The organism is Nonomuraea salmonea, from assembly GCF_042428605.1.
Classification (GTDB): Bacteria; Actinomycetota; Actinomycetes; order Streptosporangiales; family Streptosporangiaceae; genus Nonomuraea; species Nonomuraea salmonea.
This window is the reverse complement of the sequence record NZ_JBHMCF010000046.1, coordinates 57,110-81,489: the sequence shown is the minus strand read 5'-3', so window position 1 is coordinate 81,489 and position 24,380 is coordinate 57,110. Positions and strand designations below refer to the sequence as shown.

The window sequence follows — 24,380 nt, the reverse complement described above, 5'->3', positions numbered from 1 at the left end:
TGGAGCCGCTTCACTTGGCAGGGAGCTTGACCGACACCTGCTGGATGACCGGGTTCTGGTCCTTCTCGGACCAGGCGCCGGTGGAGAACGCCACGGGGTAGCTCTTCTTGCCGACCCCATCGCCCCACTTGGTGATGATGTAGTCGACCTTGATGTGGCCCTGGCCCTTGACGCCGTCGACACCCAGCGTGCGGGAGTTGAACGTGCCGCCGGTGAGCTCGGCGAAGGTCTTGGCGTCGAGGTCGAGCATCACGCCACGGTTGGAGGGGTCGCCGGGGCCGCGGTCACCCACGAAGAAGGGCAGCTTCTTGCCCTGGTAGAGCACGTAGCCCTCGGTCATGAGGGGCCAGCTCGGGCTGGCGACCAGACCCTTCTGCATGGGCTTGCCCGCGGCGGGCAGGCCGGTGTCGCCGGCTCGGCCGGAGGCGTCGTCCCAGAAGTAGGACGCGGTCGTCGAGCCCTTCAGCACACCACGCTGCTCGACGCCGGTCTCGGCGTGAGCGGTGGTCGCGCCGACGGTCATGGCCGCGACGGCGGAGGCTGCGAGCATGGCGACGGAACGCAGGCGAGCAGACATAGGAAAATTCAGGTCCTTTGTTAGGGGACGGGAACTTTGCGCTCGTCAGGACGAACGTAGCCGGGCAGCACGCCGTACAGACGCTACGTAGAGCGCGAGAATCCACGGGAACGGGATCCAGGGAAACCGGGGCAGGCCCCGCCTCTCTTGGTCAGGCGCGGGTCACTGCTCGGTAACGTCTACGACAGTACCCTCCTAAACCGGACATTGGCAAACATATCACCACGAAACCGGCATAGATCTACCTTGCCGGTAAAGCGTCAGGTCACATCCCGCTTAAGCACCCGCAGGGTGCCCACCGCGGCGGGGACGGCGATCCAGAACGCCACCGACGCCGCCAGCCGGGCCAGACCGCCCGCCGTCACGTCGTCGCTCATCAGGACGTCGCTGGTGGAATTGAGGTCCAGCCACTGTGCCACGGCTTTACCTCCCGCGCCAAGTTGGGCGGCGAAGCTCCCCACCATGGGGCTGACCAGGTAGATCACGATGGCGGCCGGGGCGTTGAGCAGCAACAACCCGAGGGCGAGGCCCTCAGCGGTCAGCAGCACGGTGGTGGCGATCCAGCCCACCAGCACGTGCGCCTCCAGCCCCCATGTCGCCTCCACGCCCCCCACGGACGCCACCACCGCCGTCGTCGGGACCGCGACCAGCACCGCCAGCAGGCACGCCAGCACGGCCGCCACCAGCACCGACACGCACTTGGCCACCAGCACCCGCGCTCTCCTGGGCTCCAGGGTGAACGTGGTCAGCGCCGTACGGTGCTGCCATTCGCCGGTGATCGACAGAATGCCCAGCACGGGCAGCAGGATCCCGAACACCGTCCCTGCCGTCCCCGCCAGCATGAACAGATCCGCCGTCTCCGTCACGACCCCCCGCCCGGCGACGAGCGCCACCGCCACGACGACGAGGACCGCGGTCATGATCAGGCTGGTACGGGTATCGAGCAACTTCCGCGCCTCAACCCGCAACAACCTCCCGAACGTGACGCGCTGCGGAAGCTGGATGGCGGTTTGGGTGGTCATGATGCCAAAGTCCAATCACTGAGTGAGGAAAGGGGTGTTATGGGCCCGCCTCACGACCACTGCTCAAGTCGAGGCGGTGGCCGTTGGTGAAGGCAGGGCCCGCTGGTCGAAGCAGGGCCGCTGTTGAGGCAGTGCCGCGGACGGTGGGCAGGTCGCAGGTGCGGCCAGCGGTCAGGCTCAGATGCAGGTAGGGACGGTGGTCAGGCTCAGTCGCGGATGGTGGCCGGACCGAGGGCTTCGAGGAGATCAGGTCGAGGGCGAGGTTGCGGTCGCGGCCGCTGGTCAGGCCGGGCCGCGGCGGTCACAGCGGTGGTCGGTCACCGATCGCTGCCCATGGTCGATGCGATCGCGAGCGCGGTGTGCAGAGGTTGTGGTCAGCGGTCACCGCGAAGCGGCGGATGGTGAGCAGCAGCAGGAGACCCATGCGTGGTCGGGACAGGAAGCAGGCACGCTGGGTGCCGCAGGTGAGAAGGCGAAGTCACGGGTGGTGGGTGGTCGGCGGTACGGCGGTGATTGGCGGCTGCTGAGCGCGGATCGAACAGGGGTGCGATGGTGAGTGGCGGGTTCCGGACGCAAGTCAGTCGATGGTGAGTGGCGGGTCCGAACGCGATTCAGACAGGGGCGCGACGGTGCTTCTCGACTTCTGAGCGCGAGTCAGACGTCGACGCGATGGTGCGTCTCGAGTTCCGAAGGCGAGTCAGATGCGGGTGCGGTGGTGAGTCTCGAGTTCTGAGCGCAAGTCAGACCCGAGTGCGGTGGTGGGTGGTGGGTTGTGAGTGGGTCAGGCGGGGGTGCGGAAGGTTTGGGAAGTGAGGGCGAGGAAGGTTTGTTCGAGGGTGCGGCCTTGGCTGAGCTCGGCGAGGGTGCCGTCGGCCAGGACGCGTCCTGCGCCGATCATCACGATGCGGTCGGCGACCTGCTCCACCTCGTACAGCAGGTGGGAGCTGAGCAGAACGGCGCAGCCGGAGGCGGCCAGGCCGCGCAGGAGCTCGCGCATCCACTGGATGCCCTGGGGGTCGAGGCCGTTGGCGGGTTCGTCGAGGATGAGGGCTCTCGGGCGGCCCAGCAGGGCGTGGCCGATGCCGAGTCGTTGCCGCATGCCCAGGGAGTAGCCGCGTATCGGGCGTCCGGCTTCCTTGCCGGTCAGGCCCACCAGGTCGAGCACCTCGTCGACGCGTGACTTGGGCAGGCCGAGCATGAGGGCGCCCAGGGTGAGCACCTCGCGGCCGGTGCGGCCCGGGTGCTGGGCGCCGGCGTCGAGGAGGGTGCCCACGTCGTAGCCGGGGCGGGCCAGCTCGGCGTAGGGCTTGCCGAGCACGGTGGCGCGGCCGGAGGTGGGTCTGGCCAGGCCGGCCAGGATGCGCATGGCCGTCGACTTGCCGGCGCCGTTGGGGCCGAGGAAGCCCGTGACGGAGCCGGGGTGGACGGTGAAGGACACGTCGTCGAGCGCCTTCACGCCGTTGTACGTCTTGGTGACGCGGTGGAGTTCGATCACGTGCCCCAGTTCATCGAAAACGCGGCCCGGCCTCATCGGACCAGGGTCGAGAGTCGCCGTCGCCAGGGCTACAACCACCGGCCGGGTTATGGCCAAGGGTCTATACGTGGATCGACCCAGGGTGCTAATGCGCAGGCCAAGCGATGTTTAGGCTTGGTGCCGTGCACGACCACCCCGGCCCTCCGCACCAGTCCTCAGGCGACGCCCCCTGGCCCCCGGCCTCTTCCCCCGGCGACCGCCCGGTTTCACCGACCCCCGCTCCGGACGAGCGTCACGGCGTGGCGGCCCCGTCCTCGGACGAACCGCGTCGCATCCCAGGTGCGCCCTCGGACGAACCGCGTCGTGTGCCAGGTGCGGCCTCAAATGAGCCCCACGACATCCCAGGTCCGGCCTCAAATGAGCCCCACGACATCCCAGGTCCGGCCTCGAACGCGCCGCACGACATCCCAGGTCCGGCCTCCAACGCGCCGCACGACATCCCGGATCCGGCCTCCAACGCGCCGCACCACGTTCCGGGGTCGGCCTCGGGTGAGCCGGGTCCGGGCTGGGAGCAGGCGTCAGGCGTGCCTGTTCCTCGGGACAGGCCGCGTCCCCTCCCCCACGGGCTGCCGGGTTCCTCTTCCGGTGAGCGGCCTGTGGAGTGGCTGGGGGTCGCGCTCTTCTACCTGTTCGCCTCGGCGCCGCTGCTGCTCCTCGTTCTGGTGCTCATCAGTGGCAGCCTCGGCCGGCCGGTGGCCGACGTGGGCATCCTGCTGACCGACATGGCCACGGGGGCGGTGGGCATCGCGTTGCTACCGTTGCGGCGCCGGTGGCCGTGGCAGGTCGCGACGGTGCTGGCGGCGGCGTCGGCGTTCTCGTTCGCGGCGAACGGGCCGGCGATCGCGGCGTTCACCTCGCTCGCCACGCATCGCCGGTGGCGGCAGGTGGTGCCGGTGGGTGTGGTGTTCTGGGTGTGCGTGGCGATCTCCACCCGGTGGAAGGGCGACTGGCGGCTGACGGCGGTCTACGCGGTCGTCTCGGGCACGATCCTGGCCGGGCTGACCGTGTTCGGGCTCTATCTGCGGGGGCGGCGGGAGCTCGAGGCGGAGCGGCGGGCGGCGGAGCTGCGCGGGCAGGCGCAGCGGGTGGAGCAGGCGAAGCTGGCCGAGCGGCTGAAGATCGCGCAGGAGATGCACGACGTCCTGGCGCACCGCATCTCCCTGCTGGCGATGCTGGCGGGCGGATTGGCGTACCGGAAGGATCTGACGCCCGAGCAGACGCGGGAGACGGCGCTGGCCATCCAGGAGAACGCGCACCACTCCTTGACCGAGCTGCGCGCCGTGCTCGGCACGCTGCGGCGCGGCGACCTCGCCGGCCAGGACGGACCGGCCGACCAGGACAGGCCGGCCGGGCAGGGCGGCACGGCGGAGGGCGGGCCCGCGCCGCCACAACCGACGCTGGCGCATCTCGGCGCGCTCTTCGCGGAGGTACGCGCCGCCGGTCAGCAGGTCGAAGTGGACGACAGCGTCACCGACAGGGAGCTGCTGCCGGCGCAGACGGGGCGGCACGCGTACCGGATCGTGCAGGAGGCCCTGACCAACGCGCGCAAGCACGCGCCCGGGAGCGTGGTGCGGGCCGAGATCGGCGGGCGGCCCGGTGACGGCCTGCGCATCCGGGTCAGCAACGCGGCGGTGCCCGGCAGGTCAGGGCCTGGCGGGCGGCTTGGGCTGGTAGGGCTGGCCGAGCGGACGCGGATGGCCGGAGGAAGGATCACTCATGACGTACGCGACGGGCGCTTCGTCCTCGACGCGACACTGCCGTGGGAGGCTTGAGCCGTGGTGAGAGTCGTGATCGTGGATGACGATCCCATGGTGCGTACGGGGCTGCGGCTCATCCTGGGCGGCGAGGCCGACCTCGACCTCGTGGGTGAAGCGGCCGACGGCAAGGAGGCCATGACGGTGATCCGCGACCTGCGGCCCGACGTCGTGCTGATGGACATCCGGATGCCTGAGCAGGATGGGCTGACCACCACCGAGCTGCTGCTGCGGCAGGCGTCGCCGCCCCGGATCCTGGTGCTGACCACGTTCGACGCCGACGACATGGTGCTGCGGGCGTTGCAGCTCGGCGCCAACGGGTTTCTGCTGAAGGACACGCCGCCGCCGAAGATGATCGAGGCGGTGCGTGCGGTGGCCAAGGGCGAGCCGGTGCTGTCGCCGACCGTGGCCCAGCAGGTGATCGCCGCCGCCACCGGCCGCTACGAGCCGCGCCGCCCCGACGCCGCCCGCGAGCTGGCCGAGCTGACCGAACGCGAGCGAGAGGTCGCCGTCGAGGTGGCCAGGGGCAGCTCGAACGCGGAGATCGCCCGTGATCTGTCGGTGAGCGTGGCCACCGTCAAGGCCAACATCACCCGCATCTTCGCCAAGCTGGGCACTGACAACCGTGTCCACGTGGCCATGAAGGTCCGCGACGCCGGCCTCCTCTGACCGCCTGCCAGCTCCTGGGGCAGGACGAGCCCCGAGATCCATAAGGCATGCGGTGAATTGGGCTGTCAGTGAAGTGGGCTATGCGGGGGTGTGTGGGCGTTGGTGGCCCTTAGCGGGCTTTGGCTAGTAGGAGGGCTATGTCGTCGCGGTCGGTGCTGGGGCGTTGGGCGCGGACGATCATGTCGCAGATGCGGTCGATGCCCAGAGGCGGGCCGGTCAGGAGACCGCGGAGCTTGGCCAGGCCCTCGTCGATGTTCCACTCGCGGCCTTCCACCAGGCCGTCGGTGTAGAGGGCGAGGAGGCCGCCGGGCGGGAGGGCGAACGTGGCCAGGTCGAAGGTGTCGGTGCCGACGCCGAGCGGCGGGCCGGGGGTGACGGCGAGGATGTCGGCGGTGCCGTCGGGCTGGACGAGCATGGGCGGGAGGTGCCCGGCGCTGGCGATCTCGACGGTGCCGGTGGTGCGGTCGTGGCGGGCGTACGCGCAGGTCGCGATCTGGTCGAGGTCGAGCTGCTGGGCTACCCGGTTGAGGCGGTAGAGCAGCTCGGCGGGGTCGAGGTCGAGGCTGGCGAGGGTCTGGGTGGCGGTACGGAGCTGGCCCATGGTGGCGGCGGCGCGTACGCCGTGGCCCATGACGTCCCCGACGACGAGGGCGGTGCGGTCGGCGGCGAGCGGGATGACGTCGAACCAGTCGCCGCCCACGCCGGCCAGGTCGCCGGCGGGCAGGTAGCGGTAGGCGACCTCCAGGCCGGGCGGGGCGTTGAGCCCGGTGGGCAGCAGGCTGCTCTGCAGGGTGAGGGCGGTGCGGCGTTCCCTGGCGTACAGGCGGGCGTTGTCGATGCAGATGGCGGTGCGCGCGGCCAGCTCCTCGACCAGCGCCACGTCACCGTCCTGGAAAGGCTCGCTGCACGGCTGCCGCACGAGGACGAAGAAGCCGAGCACGTTGCCGCGCGCCAGCAGCGGGGCGACGAGGAACGAGCAGCCGGCCAGCGACCTGGCGATGACGTCGCGGCCGAACGCCTTGGCGATCTCGTCGGCGACGCTCTCGTCGAGGCGGGGCACGAGGACGGTCCTGGCGGTCGCCATGGCCTGGCCCTGCGGGAGGAACGGCGGGTAGACGGCGACCTCGTCCACGGGGAAGGCGGTGTCCCAGTCCCACGGGTTGTCGACGGCTACGGCCGTGGCGACGCGGCGGACCAGGGCAGAGCCGTCGGTGGGGCGTACGGGGAACTCGCCTTCGGTGATGAGGCGTTCCTGCACCATGATGCCGCCGGTGTCGGCGCAGCGGGGCACGGCCACGTCGAGCACTTCACGGCAGGTCTGTGCCAGGTCGAGGGTGCTGCCGATGCGGGTGCTGGCGTCGTTGAGGAACGCCAGGCGTTCCTGGGAGCCGGCGGCGGCGTCCAGGCGTAAGCCGGCGCGCGTGCGCGGATCTTTGATCAGGAACCCCGATGTCACCGACGTAGGCCCTCCGTGTGATGTGGATCACTTCCCTGCCGGTTCGATCAGGATAAAGGGTGATCTGCGGATTGCCTACTGACATGGGGTTTCGGGCATGACGACGCCCCGGCGACGGGCGGGACGAATCAGATCGCAGCGGAGCCGGGGGACGACTCACGCAGAGGGTCGAGTCAGGTTGCCAGGGGGGCGGTGCTGCGGCGGATGATCAGGTTCGTGGCCAGTTCGATGCGGGTGCCCGAAGGGCCCCTTGGGTGGGTGAGCTCCTCGTGGACGAGGCGGACGGCCTCGTTCGCCATGTCGTCGAGCGGCTGACGGACGGTCGTGAGCGGCGGTGAGAGCATCTCGCACAGGGTCGAGTCGTCGAAGCCGACCACGGACAGGCCGTCGGGCACGCGCAGGCCGCGCTCCGTGGCGGCCTGGTAGACGCCGGCCGCCTGGAGGTCGTTGCCGGCGAAGACGGCGGTGGGCGGGTCGTCGCGGTCGAGCAGTTCGCCGCCGAGGCTCTTGCCGCCGTGGACCATGAAGTCGCCGTAGCGGGTGAGCGTGGGGTCGGGTTCGATGCCGAAGGTCCGGTGGGCGGCCAGGTAGCCCTCGTACCGGTCGAGCGTGCACTGCGTGTCGAGTGGCCCGCCGATGAAGCCGATCCTGGTGTGCCCGAGCTCCAGCAGGTGGGTGGTGGCCATGACGCCGCCCAGCCAGTTGGTGGCGCCGACGGTGGACAGGCGCGGGTCGCGCTGGCCGACGGGGTCGAGCAGGACGAGCGGCACGTGCAGCAGCTCTTCGATGGCGGCGATCTCGCGCTGGTCGGCCCGCGAGAGCACGAGCACGATGCCGTCGGTGTTGCGCTTGCGCACCATGCCGATCCAGCGGCGCAGGTCGAAGTCGGCGCGGTAGGAGGAGGTGACGACGAGGGAGAAGCCCCAGCGGGCGGCGGCCTGCTCGGCGCCGCTGATGAGCACCTGCGCCCAGGGCGAGCCGAGGCCGTCGATGAGCAGGTCGATGACGCCGACGCGGGGCTTGGTCGGCGGGCGCGGCGCCTCGTAGCCGGAGGCTCTGACCGCTTCGAGCACCTTGTCCCTGGTGGCGGCGGAGACGTGTTTCTTGCCGCTGAGCACTTTGGAGACCGTCGGTACGGACACTCCGGCGGCCGCGGCGACGTCGGCCAGCGTGGCTCGAGGCACAGGACCTCCCGTTTGCCGTGGCGCCGCCGTTGGGCGGCACCGGCGAAGTTACAAACTTTCGGAAAACCGCCGGACCCGAGGCGGCCCGCTGACCAGGCGAGATTCCGCCATGTGAGCGGGTTATTGACAGGGCCGCGAGCCGGACCCTACCGTAACAGCTCGGCAATGTCACGAGAGTTTTTCGGTAACTTGCCCAGAAAATTTCCGCCGCTAGGGAAGTCGCGAGGGGTCATGCCAGCACTTGTTGATCCGCCGGAGCCGGAGATCGCCCGCGAGCGGGCGCGGCGGGTCGAGGAACTACTCGCCGGCATGTCACTGCGGGAGAAACTCGCGCAGCTCGTCGGCGTGTGGCTGAACGTCAACAGGAAGAAGGGCGTGGTCGCGCCGCTGCAGGACTCGATGCAGGGCGAGGACCTCGGGTTCGAGGAGTTCGCCCGCGACGGCGTCGGCCACATCACCCGCCACTTCGGCACCACGCCGGTCGAGCCGGAGGCCGCGCGCAAGACGCTGGCCGAGCGGCAGCGGTGGCTGCGCGCGAACACCCGGCTCGGCATTCCGGCGATCGCGCACGAGGAGTGCCTCACGGGCCTTGCGGCGTGGCGGGCCACGACCTATCCGGCGCCGCCGGCGTGGGGCGCGTCCTTCCACCCGGAGCTGGTGGAGGAGATGGGCCGGGCCATTGGGTCCGGCATGCGGTCGCTCGGCGTGCACCAGGGGCTGGCCCCCGTCCTCGACGTGATCCGCGACCAGCGCTGGGGGCGGGTCGAGGAGTGCGTGTCGGAGGACCCGTACGAGGTGGCCACGGTGTGCGCGGCGTACGTACGCGGGCTGCAGTCGGCCGGCGTGATCGCCACGCTCAAGCACTTCGTCGGCTACTCCAACTCCCGCGCCGGCCGCAACCTGGCTCCTGTGCACGCGGGCGCCCGCGAGGTGGCCGACACGCTGCTGTTCCCGTTCGAGGTCGCGGTACGCGACGCCGGCGCCGGCTCGGTGATGAACTCCTACGCCGAGATCGACGGCATCCCGATCGCCGCCGACGACCACTACCTGACCGGCGTGCTGCGCGACACGTGGGGCTTCGACGGCACGGTGGTGGCCGACTACTTCGCGGTCGCGTTCCTGCACACCCTGCACGCCGTGGCCGAGGACGCCGGTGACGCCGCCGCGCAGGCGCTGACCGCGGGCATCGACATCGAGCTGCCGACCGGGGTGACGTACCTGGACCCGCTGCAGGAGGCGGTGACGGCGGGCCGCGTCGACGAGGCGCTGGTCGATCGGGCGCTGCGGCGAGTGCTGCGGCAGAAGGCCGAGCTCGGCCTGCTGGACGACGACTACGACCCGGAGCCGCAGGGCGAGGTGGACCTCGACGACCCGGTCTCGCGGGACGTCGCGCGCCGCCTGGCCGAGGAGTCGGTGGTGCTGCTGACCAACGACGGCGTGCTGCCGCTGGGCGACGCCGCGGGCCGCAAGGTCGCGGTCGTCGGGCCGAACGCGGACGAGGTGGCGGCGCTGTTCGGCTGCTACTCGTTCGTCAACCACGTGCTGCCGCACTTCCCCGACGCCGAGACCGGCATCAACGCGCCGACCCTGCTGGAGGCGCTGCGCGAGGAGCTGCCGCAGGCGCACATCGCGACCGAGCGCGGCACGGGGGTGGACGACGGCGATCGCTCGGGGATCGCCGCCGCCGCCCGTCTGGCCGCCGAGTCGGACGTCGCGATTGTCGTGCTGGGCGACCGTTCAGGTCTGTTCGGGCGGGGCACCTCGGGCGAGGGCTGCGACGTGGAGTCGCTCGACCTGCCGGGCGCGCAGCAGGAGCTGGCCGACGCGGTGCTCGCGACCGGCACGCCGACCGTGGTGGTGCTGATGACCGGCCGCGCGTACGCGGTGCCGGGCATCGTCGAGCGTGCCGCGGCCGTCGTGCAGGCGTACTTCCCCGGTCAGGAGGGCGCGGGCGCGCTCGCGCGGGTGCTCAGCGGTGCGGTCAACCCGTCCGGGCGGCTGCCGATGAGCCTGCCGCGCGGCACGGCCGGCCAGCCGTACAGCTATCTGCATCCCAAGCTCGGCGGGGCGGGCTCGGTGAGCAATCTCGACCCGGCGCCGGTGCTGCCGTTCGGCCACGGGCTGAGCTACACGAGCTTCGGCTACTCCGCCTTCACCGCCGACGGCGAGGTGCCGGCCGGTGAGGAGATCCGCTGCGCGGTGACGGTGACCAACACCGGTGACCGCGCCGGCGCCGACGTCGTGCAGGTGTACGCCTCCGACCGGATCGCCTCGGTCACCCGGCCGCTGGCCCAGCTCGTCGGCTACGCCCGGGTCGAGCTGGCGCCGGGGCAGTCGGCGCGGGTGGAGTTCGCGGTGCCGGCCCGGCTGCTGTCGTTCACCGGCCGCGACGGGCGGCGCGTGGTCGAGCCGGGCGAGGTCGGCCTGTCCGTCCGCCGCTCGGTCACCGACGTGGTGGAGGAGCGCACGGTGCTGCTGACCGGCCCGGTCCACGCGTGCACCGGCGAAGAGCCGCGGCTGACCACCGTCGCCGTGATGGCCGAGGAGCGCTGAGCGTGGACCGCATGGAGGCGTTCAGGCGGCGCGTCGGCGGTTTCGCCTTCGGCGGCGACTACAACCCCGAGCAGTGGGACCGCACGGTGTGGAAGGAGGACGTCCGGCTCATGCGGCAGGCCGGCGTCAACACCGTCAGCCTGGGCGTCTTCGCGTGGGCGTCGCTGGAGCCCGAGCCGGGCAGGTACGACTTCGGCTGGCTCGACGAGGTCATGGACCTCCTGCACGACAACGGCATCAGCGTCAACCTGGCCACGCCCACGGCGGCGCCGCCCGTCTGGCTCACCCACCTGCACCCCGAGGTGTTCCCGATCAGGGAGGACGGCCAGCCGTTCGGCTTCGGCAACCGGCTGCACTACGACCCTTCGTCGCCGGTCTACCGCGAGTACGCCGCGCGGATCACGACCAAGCTGGCCGAGCGCTACTCCTTCCACCCGGCGCTGGCGATGTGGCACATCAGCAACGAGTACGGGCCCACGTCGTACGGCGAGGCCGCCTCGGTGAACTTCCGCCACTGGCTGCGCCGCAAGTACGGCTCCCTCGACGCGCTCAACGAGGCGTGGACCACCCGCTTCTGGGGCCAGGTCTACACCGACTGGGAGCAGGTCGACGTGCCGCACATCCCCCGTACGTGGATGAACCCCACCCGCCGTCTCGACTTCAAGCGCTTCACCTCCGACGCGCTGCTGGAGTGCTACATCGCCGAGCGGGACATCGTGCGCTCCTTCCGCGACGACATCCCGGTCATGACGAACTTCATGCGCTTCTTCCGCCACGCCGACTACTGGAAGTGGGCGCGGGAGGAGGACGCCGCGGCGCTCGACATCTACCCCAACCCGGCCGAGGCGCACTCGCACGTGTCGGCGGCGTTCAACTACGACCTGTTCCGCTCGCTCAAGGGCGGGCAGCCGTGGATGCTGATGGAGCAGGCGGCCAGCGCGGTCAGCCAGTGGAAGCTCAACATCGTCAAGGAGCCTGGACGCATGCGGCTCGGCTCGCTGCAGGCCGTCTCGCGGGCCGCCGACTCGGTGATGTACTTCCAGTGGCGGGCCGCCAGGGGCGGGCAGGAGCGCTTCCACTCGGCGATGCTGCCCCACTCCGGCCCTGAGTCGCGCACGTTCAAGGAGGTCACCGACCTCGGGCGGGAGATGAAGCTGCTCGCGCCCGTGGCCGGCACCCGCTCCTCGGCGGACATCGCGATCCTGTTCGACTGGGACGGCTGGTGGGGCCTTGAGGAGGTCTTCGGCCTGCCGCGCAACGACTGGAGCTACACCGAGACGGTGATGCGGCACTACACGCCGCTGTGGGAGCGGCACCACGCGGTGGACGTGGTGTCGGCGTCGTCCTCGCTGGACGGGTACAAGGTGCTGGTGGTGCCGAACGCGTACCTGATCGACGACGCGGGCGCGGCCCGCATCGAGGCGTTCGCGCGCGACGGCGGCACCGTCATCATGTCGTTCTTCTCCGGGGTCGTGGACGCCGACAACCGGGTCAGGCCGGACGGCTACCCGGGCGCGTTCCGGCGGCTCATCGGCGCGAAGATCGACGAGTACTGGCCGGCGCGGCCGGACGAGTCGTTCACCGTCGCGTTCGCCGACGGCCGGCGGGCCACCTCCACCTGGTGGCGCGACGACCTGCACCTGGAGAGCGGCACTGCGCTGGCCACGTACGCCGACGGGCTGCTCGCGGGGCGGGCGGCCGTGGTCGAGAACCGGTTCGGGGCCGGGCGGGTGGTCTACTTCGCGACGCTGCTGGAGCAGGAGGCGTTCGACGAGACGGTGGCGCGGGTCGTCGCCGAGTCGGGGGTGCGCTCCCGCTTCGAGGGCGTGCCCGCGCACGTGGAGTGCTCGGTACGCGGGGACGCCTCGCACGAGTACGTGTTCCTGCTCAACCACAGCGCCGAGTCGGGCGTGTCCGTGCCTGTGGGAGGGGAGGGCACGGATCTGCTGACCGGGCGGCCGGTGTCCGGCGAGGTGTCCCTTGACCCGCTGGGCGCGGCGGTCGTCCAGCTCGCCCGCGGCTAGGACCGCCGGGCGTAGGTGACGGCGAGGTCCACGACCGGGTGGTAGGCGGCCACCCGGTCCTGGGTCCAGCCGTCCTCGCCCAGGGTGAGGTCGTCGGTGACGATGCGGTAGATCAGCGCCCTGACCAGGAGCTGTCCCCACTGCGGCAGGTGGGCCCAGCGGGCGGCCAGGCCGGGGGTGGCGCCGTACCAGCACAGGGCGTCGGCGACCGCGACGGCCGACGCCCAGGGGGCGGGCCGCCAGTAGACCGGCCAGTCGATGATCGCGGGTGGCAGAGCGGGGGCGAACAGCACGTTGCCCGGCAGGTCGCCGTGCACCGCCTGGGACGGCAGCCCGACCGGGCGGCGGGCGCGGACGAGCGGCGCGAGCAGGCCGGCCGCGTCCGAGGTCACCGGCCGTTCCCCCCACGCCACCCGGTCCCCGTGCGCCCAGGGGTCGTCGCGTACGTCGAGGAAGTCGGGCCTCGGCAGGTGCGCGATCGCCGCGTGGAACGCCGCGCCGGCCCGCAGCACGTCGTCCTGCCTGCGCACGTCCGGCTCCCCCGCCACCAGCCGCGCCGCCTCCCACCCGTCCACCACCCAGCCGCCGCCGGCCCGGACGGGGCGGGCGAGCCGGAACTCCGGCGGCTCGGGCAGGGACGCCAGCACCTCGGCCCGCCAGAGCGTCTCCGGCAGGAACGTGACCCGCTTGAGCACCACGGGCCCCGCCCGCCACGCTCCGCCCAGCCACACCGGCTCCCCCGCCCCGCCGAACGCGGCCACCACCTCGCCGGACGGCACCTCCCCACTCTCCGGAGGGGCCGCGCCCTGAGGCGAGGGGTCGGGGCCGGTGGGGGCCGAGGTGTCGTGGTCGCTGGTCATGCGGGCTGCTCCAGCCAGGCGTCGACGCCGGCTCGGAGGGCCGACTTGAGGGGGCCGGGGGCGAAGGAGGCGTCGATGCCGGCGCGGGCCAGGGCGGCGAGGTCGGCGTCGGTGAAGCCGTGGACGTCGCGCAGGCGGGCGTACTCGTCGGCCAGCGCCGTCTCCCCGTCCGTGTTGACGGTGACGGCGAGCCCGGCGGCGCGCAGCCGGGGCAGCGGGTGGTCGGCCAGCGACGGCACGAGCCCGAGCAGCACGTTGGAGGTGGGGCACACCTCCAGCGGGATGCCGCGCTCGCGTACCTCCGCCACCAGCAGGTCGTCGTCGAGCACCCGGATGCCGTGCCCGAGCCGCTCGGCATGTCCCACGTCGAGCGCCTCACGGATGCTCGCCGCCCCCGCCGACTCCCCCGCGTGGTGCACGAGGTGCAGCCCCGCGTGCCTGGCCTCGTCCAGCACGCCGGCGAACGGGGCGAGCGGGTGGCTCTCGTCGCCGGCCAGCCCGATGCCGATCACCTCGTCGTGCCGCAGGGCCAGCTCGTACGTCCGCCGCAGCCGCTCGACCGGCCGCCGCCTGGAGTGGTCGAGCAGCACCCGGCATTCGATGCCGTAACGGGCCCGCCCTTCGGCCAGCCCGTCGAGCACGGCCTGCAACGGCATCTCGGGCTGCCCCACCCGCTCGCCGTGGGCGGCGGCGGTGAACGTCACTTCGGCGTAGCGGGTGCCCTGGGCGGCCTCGTCGGCGCAGAACTCCAGCGCGATCCGGCGGAAGTGATCGGCCGTGCGGAGCAGCCCCCGCACCTGGGCCCGCTGGTCGGCGAACTCCCTGAAGGTGCGGAACACCCCCTCAGGCGCGGGCTCACCACCCAGCTCGCGCACGGTCCCGGGACGGACGGTGCTCTCGAGGTGCACGTGCAGGTGGGCCTTGGGCAGGGCGCGAAGATCTCTCACGTGCCCCCACGATAGACAGGCGCGGGCACCGGCCGCACCGCATTATCGCCAGATCAGACGGCCAGTCGCTTGGTCAGGCGCATCTTCGACTGCTTGTGCGGCGAGCGTTCCCAGTCCTCCATGAACGTGGCGGTGAAGCCGTAGGAGGCGGCCAGGGCGGCCAGCGTCTCGGTGCGGTAGTAGAAGTCCTCGCGCAGCACGTGGTGCTCCTTGCCCTCGGTGCGGTCGAAGGTGAAGTCGAACCATCCGCCCGGCTTCATCACCCGTCCCACGTGGGCGAAGCACTCCTCGATGACGTGCAGCGGCGAGTGCGAGAACACGCTGTGGGCGTGCACCACGTCGAAGTGCGCGTCGGGCAGGAACGCGAAGCGCAGGTCGCGTACGGGGGTCAGGTGGGGCAGCTTGTCGGCCAGCCCGTGCCGGACGAGGGTGTCCTGGGCGGCCATGAGGATGTCGGGCGAGATGTCGATGCCGTAGTAGTTGCCGGTGTGCAGGTAGTCGATGAACAGGTGGCCGGCCCGCAGGTTGCCGCAGCCGATCTCCAGCATCCGGCACTCGGGCTTGAGCCCGTGCTCGACGAGGTAGTCGAACTGCATGCGGCCGAGCGCCAGCCAGCGCTTGTGGGTGTGGGAGCCTACGGCGCCCTCGGGGTCGCGGGCGGTGTCGGAGCGCATGACGGCCCGGTAGTAGGCGACGTGGTCCCGCGTACGCAGCCTGAACCACGTGTCGCGGGCCAATCGCCGCAGATGGGGCACGACCTTGTGCGGATGCTTGATCGCGTACGTCGCCTGGTGGACGAGGCTCGAACGGGAGCGTTTCACGCCTTGGAATCTAGGCCGACGGCCCCTGCCCTCATAGGGCTGTGGCGACACTCTTGATGAGCCTTTGGCGCAGCCTTTCTCCGCGGCCTGGCCGTGTGGACCTGACCGTGTGGCGGCGGCTCAGCTCAGGTAGTCGCGCAGGGCCAGGGAGCGGGACGGGTGGCGGAGCTTCGACATGGTCTTGGCCTCGATCTGGCGGATGCGCTCGCGGGTGACGCCGTAGACGCGGCCGATCTCGTCGAGCGTCATCGGCTTGCCGTCGTTGAGGCCGTAGCGCATGCTGATCACCCCGGCCTCGCGCTCGGAGAGCTGGTCGAGCAGGGCGCGCAGCTGCTGCTGGAGCAGCGTGAACGAGACCGCGTCGGCCGGCGAGACGGCCTCGGTGTCCTCGATGAGGTCGCCGAACTCGCTGTCGCCCTCCTCGCCGAGCGGCGTGTGCAGGGAGATGGGCTCGCGGCCGTAGCCCTGGATCTCGATGACGCGGTCGACCTCGAGCTCGCACTCCTGGGCGATCTCCTCGGGCGTGGGCTCGCGGCCGAGGTCGCTCTGCAGGCGGCGCTGCACCCGCGCGACCTTGTTGATCAGCTCGACCATGTGGACGGGGATGCGGATCGTGCGGGCCTGGTCGGCCATCGCCCGGGTGATCGCCTGCTTGATCCACCACGTGGCGTACGTGGAGAACTTGAAGCCCAGCCGGTAGTCGAACTTCTCGATCGTCCTGATCAGGCCCAGGTTGCCCTCCTGGATGAGGTCGAGGAAGAGCATGCCGCGGCCGGTGTAGCGCTTGGCGATGGAGACCACCAGGCGCAGGTTGGCCTCCAGCATGCGCTGCTTGGCCCGCGTGCCGTCCTCGGCGATCCACTCCAGGTCGGCCCGCAGGTCGTCGGGCAGGCCCGGTTCGGTGTCGAGCCGTTCCCTGGCGAACAGCCCGGCCTCGATCCGCTTGGCCAGCTCGATCTCCTGCTCGGCGGTGAGCAGCGGCACGCGGCCGATCTCCTTGAGATAGGCCTTGACCGAGTCGGCGCCGACGGTGGTGACACCCTCGGCGGTGCTGTCGTCGAGTTCGAGAACCTCTGCTGCTTGGGACAAAACCTTCTCCTCGCTCACGTGCGGCACGAACGGCGTCCTAAACTTAGGTCGCGCCTAACTTTAGGCTTCCTCGATAGAAGAGTCAACCTAAAATAAGGTCGAACCTAAGTTTTTGTGTAAGACTGGAGCTATGAGCATCGACACCTTGGGCTTGAGGGAACAGAAGAAGCGAGAGACCAGGCAGGCCATCTCTGACCACGCTACCCAACTGTTCCTGCAACGTGGCTTCGACCGCACGACGATCGCCGACATCGCGGCCGCCGCACGAGTCGCGAAGATGACCGTGACCAACTACTTCCCCCGTAAGGAGGACCTGGCACTCGACCACCACGAGGAGTTCGTGGCGGGGCCGGCCGCGACCCTCGCCCGCCGGCCCGAGGGTGAGTCCGCGCTGGCGGCGATGCGGCGGGAGTACATGGCCGCGCTCGAGCGCCACGACCCGGTGATCGGCTTCACCGGGCCCGCGTTCGCCCGCATGATCGCTGAGAGCCCGACCCTGGTCGCTCGCCTGCGCGAGCTGCACGACCTGAGGGAGGAGGCCCTGGCCGAGCGCCTCACCGCCGAGACGCCTGACGACCCGATCGGCGCGCGCGCGATAGCGGCCCAGCTCGCCGCCGCCGACCGCCTGCTCTTCCGCGAGCTGCAGTCCCGCATGCTGACCGCCCCGGACGGCGACCCCCTCGACAGCATCGCCGCCGAACTCGCAGAGATGGCCCACCGCGTCTTCGACCTCCTGGAACCCTCGCTCGGCACCGCGGCCATCCGCTGACCGCCCCGCGCACGGCGGTGTGGTGGGGGCCTGAGGACGGGGGCTGCTCGGGCAGCGGCCGGTCAGCCGGCCAGCTCTTCGCCGTAGGCGGCGGCCTCGCCGAGGAGGTGGCGCCAGGTCTCCTCGTCGGGCTGGGCGAGGCCGACCCACTCGCGCATGCGGCGGCCGCCCATGCGCATCTCCTCGGCCGTGCCGTCCTCGACCAGGGCGGCCGCCCGCGGAGCCGGGAGCTTGACCACCACCCGCCCTCGCGATCTGGCGTAGAAGGCGTAGACGCGTCCCCTCACCTGCAGCCCCTCGGAGTTGAACATGCGCCCCATCCGCACCCCCGGCCGGGCGAGGTGTTCGGAGACGAGGTCCTCGTAGAGCTCCTCGGCGGTGGCCATGCGATCTCCCCTTCGTATGGGCGCCGGCCGGCCCCCGGCCGTGTGCACGCCGAGGTCCAAGATTTCACATGCCACCGACAAAAGCCCGCGCGGGCCGGGGCTTTCAGTGCGGCAGGCCGGACTCGGCCGCGCGCAGCTCCCGCAGGGCCGCGCGCAGGTCGGTGACCAGCTCCCAGGCGTCGGGCACCATCTCCCTGTCGGTGACGACGCCGACGTCCAGCGAGCCGTCGTAGGAGAAGGCGGTGATGTTGACGCCGCCGCTGACGTCGGTGATCACCGAGACGGGGTAGTGGGCGAGCAGCCGGACGCCGCACACGTACAGGGGGAACTGGGGTCCCGGCACGTTGGAGACGATCAGGTTGATCGGCGGCGCGGCCTGTCCGACCAGGTCGAACGCCGAGCGTGAGGCCAGCCCCATGAGCGCGGCCGGCATCGACTCGCTGAACTCGCGCAGCCACCGCGCCGACGCCGGCGCGAAGCGGTCCTTGATGCGCCGCATGGAGTGCCGTACGTGGTACAGCCGCTCCACCGGGTCGGCGAGGTGCACGGCCAGCGGCGCGGTCATGATGGCCACCTGGTTGCCCGCCTCCCCGCCGCCTTCGCCGCCGCCTTCGCCGCCGCCTTCCCCGCCGCCCTCCCCGCGTCCCTCCTCTGCTCGCACCGAGAACGGCACCCCGGCCACCAGCGGCCGGCCCGGCACTCCGCCGTGGGCGGCCAGCCACCGGCGCAGCGCCCCCGCGCACACGGACATGACGACGTCGTTGACCGTGACCCCGAACGCCTTGCGCACCTGCTTGATCTCATCGAGCGGCAGCGAGACGAACGCGAAGCGGCGGTGCGCGGAGACGGGACCGCTGAACGGCGTGCGTGGCGGGGGCAGCGCAGGCAGATCGGGCGCATGGCCCGCACCGGCCAGGCGGCGGGCGACGGCGGAGACGGCGCCCGCGCCGGGCAACTGGGACAGGACGGGGATCTCGTCGAGGTGCGGGACGGCCTGGGCGGCGAAGCGTACGGCGTGGGCGGGGTTGGCGGCCAGGCGGGCCAGGCCGCGCGCCACCATCTCGGCGGTGCCGGGCGGCGGTGCGTCGTGCTCGGGCTCGTCGCGGGGCGGCGGCGCCGGCTCGGGGCCGACGTCGAGCAGGGCGGCCAGCACATCGGCGCCGCCGATGCCGTCCACCGCCGCGTGGTGGATCTTGGTGTAGAGGGCCGTGCGGCCGCCGGGCAGGCCGTGGATCAGGTAGATCTCCCACAGCGGGCGGTTCCTGTCGAGGCGGCGGGGGTGCAGGCGGGCGACCTGCTCGGCGAGCTGCCGGTCGTCGCCGGGCGGGGGCAGCCCGATCTCGCGTACGTGGTAGTCGAGGTCGAGCTCGTCCTCCTGCCGCCAGTACGGGTGGTCGAGCCCGAACGGCACGGCGGCGAGCCTGCGCCGCAGGGCGGGCACGTACGGCAGCCGCCGTTCGAGCAGATCCTGCAGGTCGGCGCGGTGCAGGTGGCCGTCGAGCACGGCGAGCCCGGCGATGTTGGCGACGTTGGTGGCGGTCTCGAAGTGGAGGAACTGCGCGTCCAGTGCGGAAAGCTGCGGCATCGTCACACCTCCGCCCCGAACGCAATCACTGTGCGCCGGTCACTTCAAGAGCGGTCGTCGTCGCGTCCGGCTCGGCGAAGGCCAGCAGCCGGAGCCCCTCCTCCTCCACCTGCCCCAGGTCGGTGGCGACGAACGGGCTGATGAGCAGCTTGGCCTTCTTGCCCGAGCGTTTGATCTGCCAGGTGCCGGCGGCGAACCCGTCCACCAGGTAGACGGCCTTGATGCGCAGGTTCTTGGTGGCCACCAAGCCCTTGTGCTCGTCGGCGAGCACGCGCCTGCGGTCGGCGTGGCCGAGGAGCAGGGTGTCGAAGTCGGGCAGGAAGCGTACGGGGGCGGGCACGTCGCCGCCCGGCCTGGGCGCGCCGGGCAGGTCGTACAGCTCGCGGCCGGTGTCGTCGGCCAGCCGTTCCAGCTCCATGCCGGACATGACCTCGCGGATGCCGCGCAGCCCGCTCCAGGTCGCGACGTCGGCGGGGGTGGCGGGGCCGAAGCCGGCCAGGTAGCGCTCGACCAGGGCGGGCACGCTTGCGGGCGCCGGCTCGATGCCGGGCAGCCCGAACGCGGCGTCGCGGGGGAAGCTCCAGCGGTCGTCGGTGGGCTCCATGATGAGCGGGGTGAGCATGCGGACGACATAGCCGAGCGCGCGGTCGTACCCGCCGGGGAACTCCTCCAGCAGCTTCGGCCGCAGCTCGTTGAAGGTCATCGGCCCGCCGGCGAGCAGCCGTTCGGCGGCGGCGACGACCGCGCCGGTGTCGATGCCGTCGAAGCGGCGCGCGGCGGCGGCCAGCACGGGCTCGGCGACCGGACGGAACGCGGCGAAGTCGGCGGCCGTCACCAGGTGCAGCGTGGCCCGCCACATGGTGGCCCGCACCAGCGTGCGGGCGTGCAGCGCCGCGTGCAGGTCGTCGCGCTCGAACCCGGCGAGCCTGCTCCACACCCCGAGGTACGGCGGGCGCGGCTCCTGCGCCTGGAGGCCCACCAGCCGGTGCACGACGTCGGCCACGGCACCCTCGTGACGGGACAAAAGATGCTGGCGAGCCAGGGTGGCACGGTTGAGGTCGCGCAGGCTGAGCATCTACATATCATGCCCTTCCCCATCAAAGAGGTACGCGCCGCGTACCCCGCTCTCTCCGACGGTCACGCCTATCTCGACGGCGCCGCCGGCACTCAGGTCCCTCAGCCCGTGATCGACGCCATCGCCACCGCCTACCGGACGGGGATCGGCAACGTGGGCGGCACGTTCCCGGCCAGTCACCGCTCCGACGCGATCGTGGCCGCCTGCCGCGCCGCCGTCGCCGACCTGGTGGGCGGCCGGCCGGACGGCGTCATCCTCGGCCCCAACATGACGACGCTCACCTACCGCCTGTCCAGGGCGATCGCGGGGCCGGGCGACGAGGTGGTGGTCTCGCGGCTCGACCACGACGCCAACGTACGGCCGTGGACGCAGACCGGCGCCACCGTACGGTGGGCCGAGGTCGATCCGGTCACCGGGGAGCTGCCGGTCGAGCAGTACGCCGGCCTGATCAACGAGCGGACCAGGGTGGTCGCGGTCAGCGCGGCGAGCAACATCCTCGGCACCCGTCCCGACGTGGCCGCCATCGCCGAGCTGGCGCACCGGGCCGGGGCCCTGATGTACGTGGACGGCGTGCACGCCACCCCGCACGGACCGGTGGACATGGGGGCGATGGGCGCCGACTTCTACGCGACGAGCGCGTACAAGTGGGGCGGGCCGCACATCGGCGCGGTCGTCGCCGATCCCGGGCTGCTGGAGACACTGCGTCCTGACAAGCTGACGCCCTCGCCCGACACGGTGCCGCAGCGGTTCGAGACGGGCACGGCGGCCTTCGCCGACCTGGACGGCGTGACGGCCGCCGTGGACCACCTGGCCGCGATGGTGCCCGGCGCCGGCACCCGCCGCGAACGCCTGCTCGCCTCCATGGCCGCGGCCGAGGAGCACGAGCTGGGGCTGTTCGCCGAGCTGGTGGCCGAGCTGGAGTCGATGCCGCACGTGACGCTGTACGGCAAGCCCGCCCGGCGCACCGCGACGGCCTACTTCAACGTGGCCGGGCACGAGCCGCGCCGGGTCGCCGAGCACCTGGCGAAGCTGGGGGTCAACGTGTGGAGCGGGCACAGTTACGCCTGGGAGCTGACCGGGGCGCTGGGCATCCGCGACTCGGGCGGCGCGGTGCGGGCGGGCCTGGTGCACTACAACGACCGTACGGACGTGGAACGCCTCCTCGACGGCCTGACCCGCCTCCGCTGACCGGTGCTCAGCCCTTGTGTCGGTCCAGGAACGTGACGACGCGGTCGAGGACCGCGGGGCCGTGCGGGCTGCCGAACAGGGCGGAGGCGTGCAGGCTCTCCCCCGGGATGACCATGGTCTCGTTGGCGGCCGCCTTCGTGGCGGCGGCCTGGGCGGCGGCGAGGTCGTCCGCGCCGCCGTAGCCGTCGTTCTCCGAGCCGATCTGCAGGAGCGGGACGGTCAGCCGGGCGGCCAGCTCCGGCTTGATCTGCCCGGACAGCGCCACCACCCCCGCCGCCCTCGAACCGAGCTTCAGCGCGGCGGGGACGGCGGTGGTGGCGCCGATCGAGCCGCCGACGAGGAACACCCGCTCGACGCCCTTCTCCTTGGCCAGCCTGCGGGCGAGGGCGATCGTGGTGTCCTCGGGCAGCATGGTCGAGTCCCTGACGTACAGCAGGACGCGGTAGCCGGCCGCGACCAGCCGGTCGGACAGCGAGCGCCAGCTGCAGACGGTGCCGCGCCGCTCGTACGTGATGACCACGCCGACTGGGCCGTCGCCGGCGATCACGGCGGGCATGTCGTGGGCGTGCTTGATGATCTTCCCGTCCGCCTCGGTGAAGCACCCCGAGACGTTGGGCCCGGAGGGGACCGGCGACGCGCTCGTGACGGCACCGGCCGAAGGGCCCGGTGAAGCTGACGGTGAAGCTGACGGTGGAGCTGACGGTGAAGCAGACGGTGCCGCGCCGGTGCCGACCGCGCCCCCGCAGGCCGTCAGCACCAGCACCAGCACCCCTAAGACCGCCGATGAACCCGTCCACCTGCGCATGGCCGCCTCCTCCCGTCAAACTATGTCAAAACTGACATAGAAGCAACGGCACCTTATCCTTGGTCGGACCATGACCTCAACGACCTCGCCGGCCTCGACGCCCTCGACGCTCGGCTTCGCCATCCTCGCCGTGCTCGCCCGGGGCAACCGCACGGGATACGACCTCGCCGCCGCCATGCGCAGGCCGGTCGGCTACTTCTGGACGGCCCGCCACAGCCAGATCCACGCCGAGCTGCAGAAGCTCAGGGCCGCCGAGCTCGTCGCGTACGAGTCGGAGCACGGGCCGGGCCCGCAGGACAAGAAGGTCTACCACCTGACGCCCGAGGGCCGGCGGGCGCTGCGCGAGTGGGTCACCGAGCCGCCGCGCGAGCGGCCCGAGCGTGACGAGCTGGTGCTGAAGGCGTACGCGTCGTGGCTGGCCGAGCCGGGGATGGTGCGGCGGATGTTCGCCGAGCAGCTGGCCGCGCACGAGGAGCGGCTGGCCGAGTACGAGCGCCACGAGGCCTCCTTCGGCGGCCCGCCCGCCCTCGGCGACCCGCGCTTCGGCAACTACGCGACCCTGCTGTGCGGCCTCGGCTACGAACGGCACCGCATCGAGTGGTGCCGCTGGATGCTCTCCCGCCTCGGCGAAGACGCGTGACCCAGGTCAGGCGGGTTCGATGGCGGGGATGTCCTCGCAGGCCGGGAGGCGGACGACGAAACGGGCGCCGGACGGGCCGTCCTCGACCGTCAGCGTGCCCCCGTGCGCGATGCACGTCTCCCGGCTGACCGCCAGGCCGAGCCCGCTGCCGCCGGGGTCGAGCCGCTGCCCCTCGGCCAGCCGGACGAACGGCTCGAAGACCCGCTCGCGGTCACCGGGCGCGATGCCCTGGCCGTCGTCCTGCACGACCAGCACGGCGTGCCCGTTCCGGCGCGCGATGGAGACGTCGATCCTGGACCGGGCGTGCCGGCGCGCGTTGGCGAGGAGGTTGTCGAGCACGCGCGAGAGCTGCACGCGCGAGCCCAGCACGACCGGGCGTCCGGCCCGGTGCAGCTGGATGCAGGCGCCGGCGCGCGGCTGGGCCGCCAGCTCCTCCTCCACCAGCGCGGTGAGGTCGATCGGCTGGTACGCGATCGGCCCCGAGTCCTTGACCTTGGTGTAGGCGAGCAGGTCGTCGATGATCGCCTGGAGGCGCTCGGTGGTGCGCAGCGTCAGCCGCAGCGCGGAGTGCGAGTCCACCTCGTCGGGGTACATGAGGGCCTCCTCCAGTTGCACGTGCAGGCCGGCGACCGGCGCGCGCAGCTCGTGGGAGACCAGGGAGGCGAAGCGGCGCTGCGCGCTCACCGCCTTCTCCAGCCGGTCGAGGTAGAGGTTGGAGGTGCGGGCGAACCTGGCGATCTCGTCGTCGCCGGGCGGGGTGGGGACCCGCAGGCTGAGGTCGCCGGCGGTGGCCTCGCGCATGGTGGCGCTGATCTTGCGCACGGGGCAGAGCATGCGTCCCACGACCACCCAGGTGACCCAGGCCGCGGCGGCTGAGCCGATCAGCACCGCGGCCGCGAAGCCGATCAGCATGTACGGCATGGTCAGCGCGGGCGGGGAGACCTCGCCGGCGATGATGTAGTACTCCTGGCCGCCGAACAACGTCTGGGCCACCGGCCCGTCGAACCGCAGCACCGCCACCAGAAGGCACGGGCTCTGCTCGGGCCAGGTCACGACGTCCTCGAGGCGCTCGCCGAGCGCGGGCCGTACGTCGGTCAGCGGCGGCAGGCCGGACGCGGCGTCATTGCCCGCCACCACCCGCCCCTCCTGGTCCACGAGCTGCAGGTAGTCGCTGCGCAGCTGTGGCTGGGGCGGCGGGTAGTCGCCTGGCGCCATCTGGTTCGCCCAGCTCAGGATGTCCTGGCGCAGGCCCTCTTCGATGTCCTTGGTGATGCTGTTGCGGATGCCGAGGACGGCGAGCGTGGCGACGGTCGACAGGACGACCAGGAACAGCGAGCCGACCCAGCAGGTGTAGCGCGCGCGGATCGACCGCAGGAACGGCCCTCGCCGTCCCGCTCGGCTCAGCCCCATGCCACCACCTCCTCGAGTGGCCGCGATCGGCC

21 protein-coding genes are annotated in these 24,380 nt (G+C 71.7%); 7 read left to right on the top strand and 14 right to left on the bottom strand.

The genetic code is table 11. The annotated features are described in order from the left end of the window. Window positions 1–10: 10 nt before the first annotated feature. The 3 genes from ACFFR3_RS40725 to ACFFR3_RS40715 form a co-directional block, all read right to left on the bottom strand. Window positions 11–577, bottom strand: coding sequence for a hypothetical protein (locus tag ACFFR3_RS40725; RefSeq protein WP_364376257.1), 567 nt, complete (start codon window positions 575–577; stop codon window positions 11–13). Between the two features lie 260 nt (window positions 578–837). Further along, complete coding sequence (locus ACFFR3_RS40720; RefSeq protein WP_379484869.1) at window positions 838–1,599, bottom strand: ABC-2 transporter permease; 762 nt, start codon at window positions 1,597–1,599, stop codon at window positions 838–840. A gap of 781 nt (window positions 1,600–2,380) precedes the next feature. Beyond that, on the bottom strand, window positions 2,381–3,094 hold the full coding sequence (locus ACFFR3_RS40715) for an ABC transporter ATP-binding protein (protein WP_379484868.1): 714 nt from the start codon (window positions 3,092–3,094) through the stop codon (window positions 2,381–2,383). A 635-nt stretch (window positions 3,095–3,729) separates the two neighbouring features. On the opposite strand from ACFFR3_RS40715, the gene ACFFR3_RS40710 reads away from it, so the two are divergent. Both ACFFR3_RS40710 and ACFFR3_RS40705 read left to right on the top strand, forming a co-directional pair. Then, window positions 3,730–4,905, top strand: a complete 1,176-nt coding sequence (locus ACFFR3_RS40710) for a sensor histidine kinase (RefSeq protein ID WP_379484867.1) — start codon at window positions 3,730–3,732, stop codon at window positions 4,903–4,905. 21 nt (window positions 4,906–4,926) lie between these two features. Further along, complete coding sequence (locus ACFFR3_RS40705; protein WP_379484866.1) at window positions 4,927–5,556, top strand: response regulator; 630 nt, start codon at window positions 4,927–4,929, stop codon at window positions 5,554–5,556. Window positions 5,557–5,665: 109 nt separating this feature from the next. Here ACFFR3_RS40705 and ACFFR3_RS40700 read toward each other — a convergent pair whose 3' ends face one another. Next, a complete protein-coding gene (locus ACFFR3_RS40700) occupies window positions 5,666–7,012 on the bottom strand; it encodes a PP2C family protein-serine/threonine phosphatase (protein ID WP_364376243.1) in 1,347 nt (448 codons plus the stop codon). 173 nt (window positions 7,013–7,185) lie between these two features. Beyond that, on the bottom strand, window positions 7,186–8,196 hold the full coding sequence (locus ACFFR3_RS40695) for a LacI family DNA-binding transcriptional regulator (RefSeq protein WP_364376240.1): 1,011 nt from the start codon (window positions 8,194–8,196) through the stop codon (window positions 7,186–7,188). Between the two features lie 231 nt (window positions 8,197–8,427). On the opposite strand from ACFFR3_RS40695, the gene ACFFR3_RS40690 reads away from it, so the two are divergent. Next, complete coding sequence (locus tag ACFFR3_RS40690; protein ID WP_379484865.1) at window positions 8,428–10,749, top strand: beta-xylosidase/alpha-l-arabinosidase; 2,322 nt, start codon at window positions 8,428–8,430, stop codon at window positions 10,747–10,749. Between the two features lie 11 nt (window positions 10,750–10,760). Further along, window positions 10,761–12,773: a beta-galactosidase gene (locus tag ACFFR3_RS40685; RefSeq protein ID WP_379485010.1), complete on the top strand. Its 2,013-nt coding sequence runs from the start codon at window positions 10,761–10,763 to the stop codon at window positions 12,771–12,773. Here ACFFR3_RS40685 and ACFFR3_RS40680 read toward each other — a convergent pair. The 4 genes from ACFFR3_RS40680 to ACFFR3_RS40665 form a co-directional block, all read right to left on the bottom strand. Next, window positions 12,770–13,633 carry a TIGR02569 family protein gene (locus tag ACFFR3_RS40680; protein WP_379484864.1) on the bottom strand — a complete coding sequence of 288 codons (864 nt, stop codon included), beginning with the start codon at window positions 13,631–13,633 and terminating at the stop codon, window positions 12,770–12,772. The genes ACFFR3_RS40685 and ACFFR3_RS40680 overlap by 4 nt on opposite strands. Then, entirely contained in the window at window positions 13,630–14,580 is a 951-nt protein-coding gene (gene add / locus ACFFR3_RS40675; protein WP_379484863.1) for an adenosine deaminase, read from the bottom strand. The genes ACFFR3_RS40680 and add overlap by 4 nt, the downstream gene beginning before the upstream one ends. A 53-nt stretch (window positions 14,581–14,633) precedes the next feature. Further along, entirely contained in the window at window positions 14,634–15,401 is a 768-nt protein-coding gene (locus tag ACFFR3_RS40670) for a class I SAM-dependent DNA methyltransferase (protein WP_364376229.1), read from the bottom strand. A 120-nt stretch (window positions 15,402–15,521) separates the two neighbouring features. Beyond that, on the bottom strand, window positions 15,522–16,490 hold the full coding sequence (locus ACFFR3_RS40665) for an RNA polymerase sigma factor (protein WP_364376226.1): 969 nt from the start codon (window positions 16,488–16,490) through the stop codon (window positions 15,522–15,524). Window positions 16,491–16,620: 130 nt separating this feature from the next. Between ACFFR3_RS40665 and ACFFR3_RS40660 the strand changes: the two genes are divergently transcribed. Continuing rightward, complete coding sequence (locus tag ACFFR3_RS40660; protein WP_364376223.1) at window positions 16,621–17,259, top strand: TetR/AcrR family transcriptional regulator; 639 nt, start codon at window positions 16,621–16,623, stop codon at window positions 17,257–17,259. A gap of 62 nt (window positions 17,260–17,321) precedes the next feature. On the opposite strand, the gene ACFFR3_RS40655 is transcribed toward ACFFR3_RS40660, so the two are convergent. The 3 genes from ACFFR3_RS40655 to ACFFR3_RS40645 form a co-directional block, all read right to left on the bottom strand. Then, window positions 17,322–17,645, bottom strand: coding sequence for a hypothetical protein (locus ACFFR3_RS40655; RefSeq protein ID WP_345403895.1), 324 nt, complete (start codon window positions 17,643–17,645; stop codon window positions 17,322–17,324). A 103-nt stretch (window positions 17,646–17,748) separates the two neighbouring features. Continuing rightward, window positions 17,749–19,230: a WS/DGAT/MGAT family O-acyltransferase gene (locus tag ACFFR3_RS40650; protein ID WP_379484862.1), complete on the bottom strand. Its 1,482-nt coding sequence runs from the start codon at window positions 19,228–19,230 to the stop codon at window positions 17,749–17,751. Window positions 19,231–19,255: 25 nt separating this feature from the next. Then, window positions 19,256–20,305, bottom strand: coding sequence for a winged helix DNA-binding domain-containing protein (locus ACFFR3_RS40645; protein WP_364376217.1), 1,050 nt, complete (start codon window positions 20,303–20,305; stop codon window positions 19,256–19,258). Between the two features lie 9 nt (window positions 20,306–20,314). Between ACFFR3_RS40645 and ACFFR3_RS40640 the strand changes: the two genes are divergently transcribed. Further along, window positions 20,315–21,493 carry a cysteine desulfurase-like protein gene (locus ACFFR3_RS40640; protein ID WP_364376214.1) on the top strand — a complete coding sequence of 393 codons (1,179 nt, stop codon included), beginning with the start codon at window positions 20,315–20,317 and terminating at the stop codon, window positions 21,491–21,493. Window positions 21,494–21,500: 7 nt separating this feature from the next. On the opposite strand, the gene ACFFR3_RS40635 is transcribed toward ACFFR3_RS40640, so the two are convergent. Continuing rightward, window positions 21,501–22,049: an alpha/beta hydrolase gene (locus ACFFR3_RS40635; protein ID WP_364376211.1), complete on the bottom strand. Its 549-nt coding sequence runs from the start codon at window positions 22,047–22,049 to the stop codon at window positions 21,501–21,503. Window positions 22,050–22,368: 319 nt separating this feature from the next. Here ACFFR3_RS40635 and ACFFR3_RS40630 point away from each other — a divergent pair, with 319 nt between their 5' ends. Next, window positions 22,369–22,938, top strand: a complete 570-nt coding sequence (locus ACFFR3_RS40630; RefSeq protein ID WP_345403880.1) for a PadR family transcriptional regulator — start codon at window positions 22,369–22,371, stop codon at window positions 22,936–22,938. Between the two features lie 6 nt (window positions 22,939–22,944). On the opposite strand, the gene ACFFR3_RS40625 is transcribed toward ACFFR3_RS40630, so the two are convergent. Beyond that, complete coding sequence (locus ACFFR3_RS40625; RefSeq protein WP_345403877.1) at window positions 22,945–24,348, bottom strand: sensor histidine kinase; 1,404 nt, start codon at window positions 24,346–24,348, stop codon at window positions 22,945–22,947. Window positions 24,349–24,380: the final 32 nt, after the last annotated feature.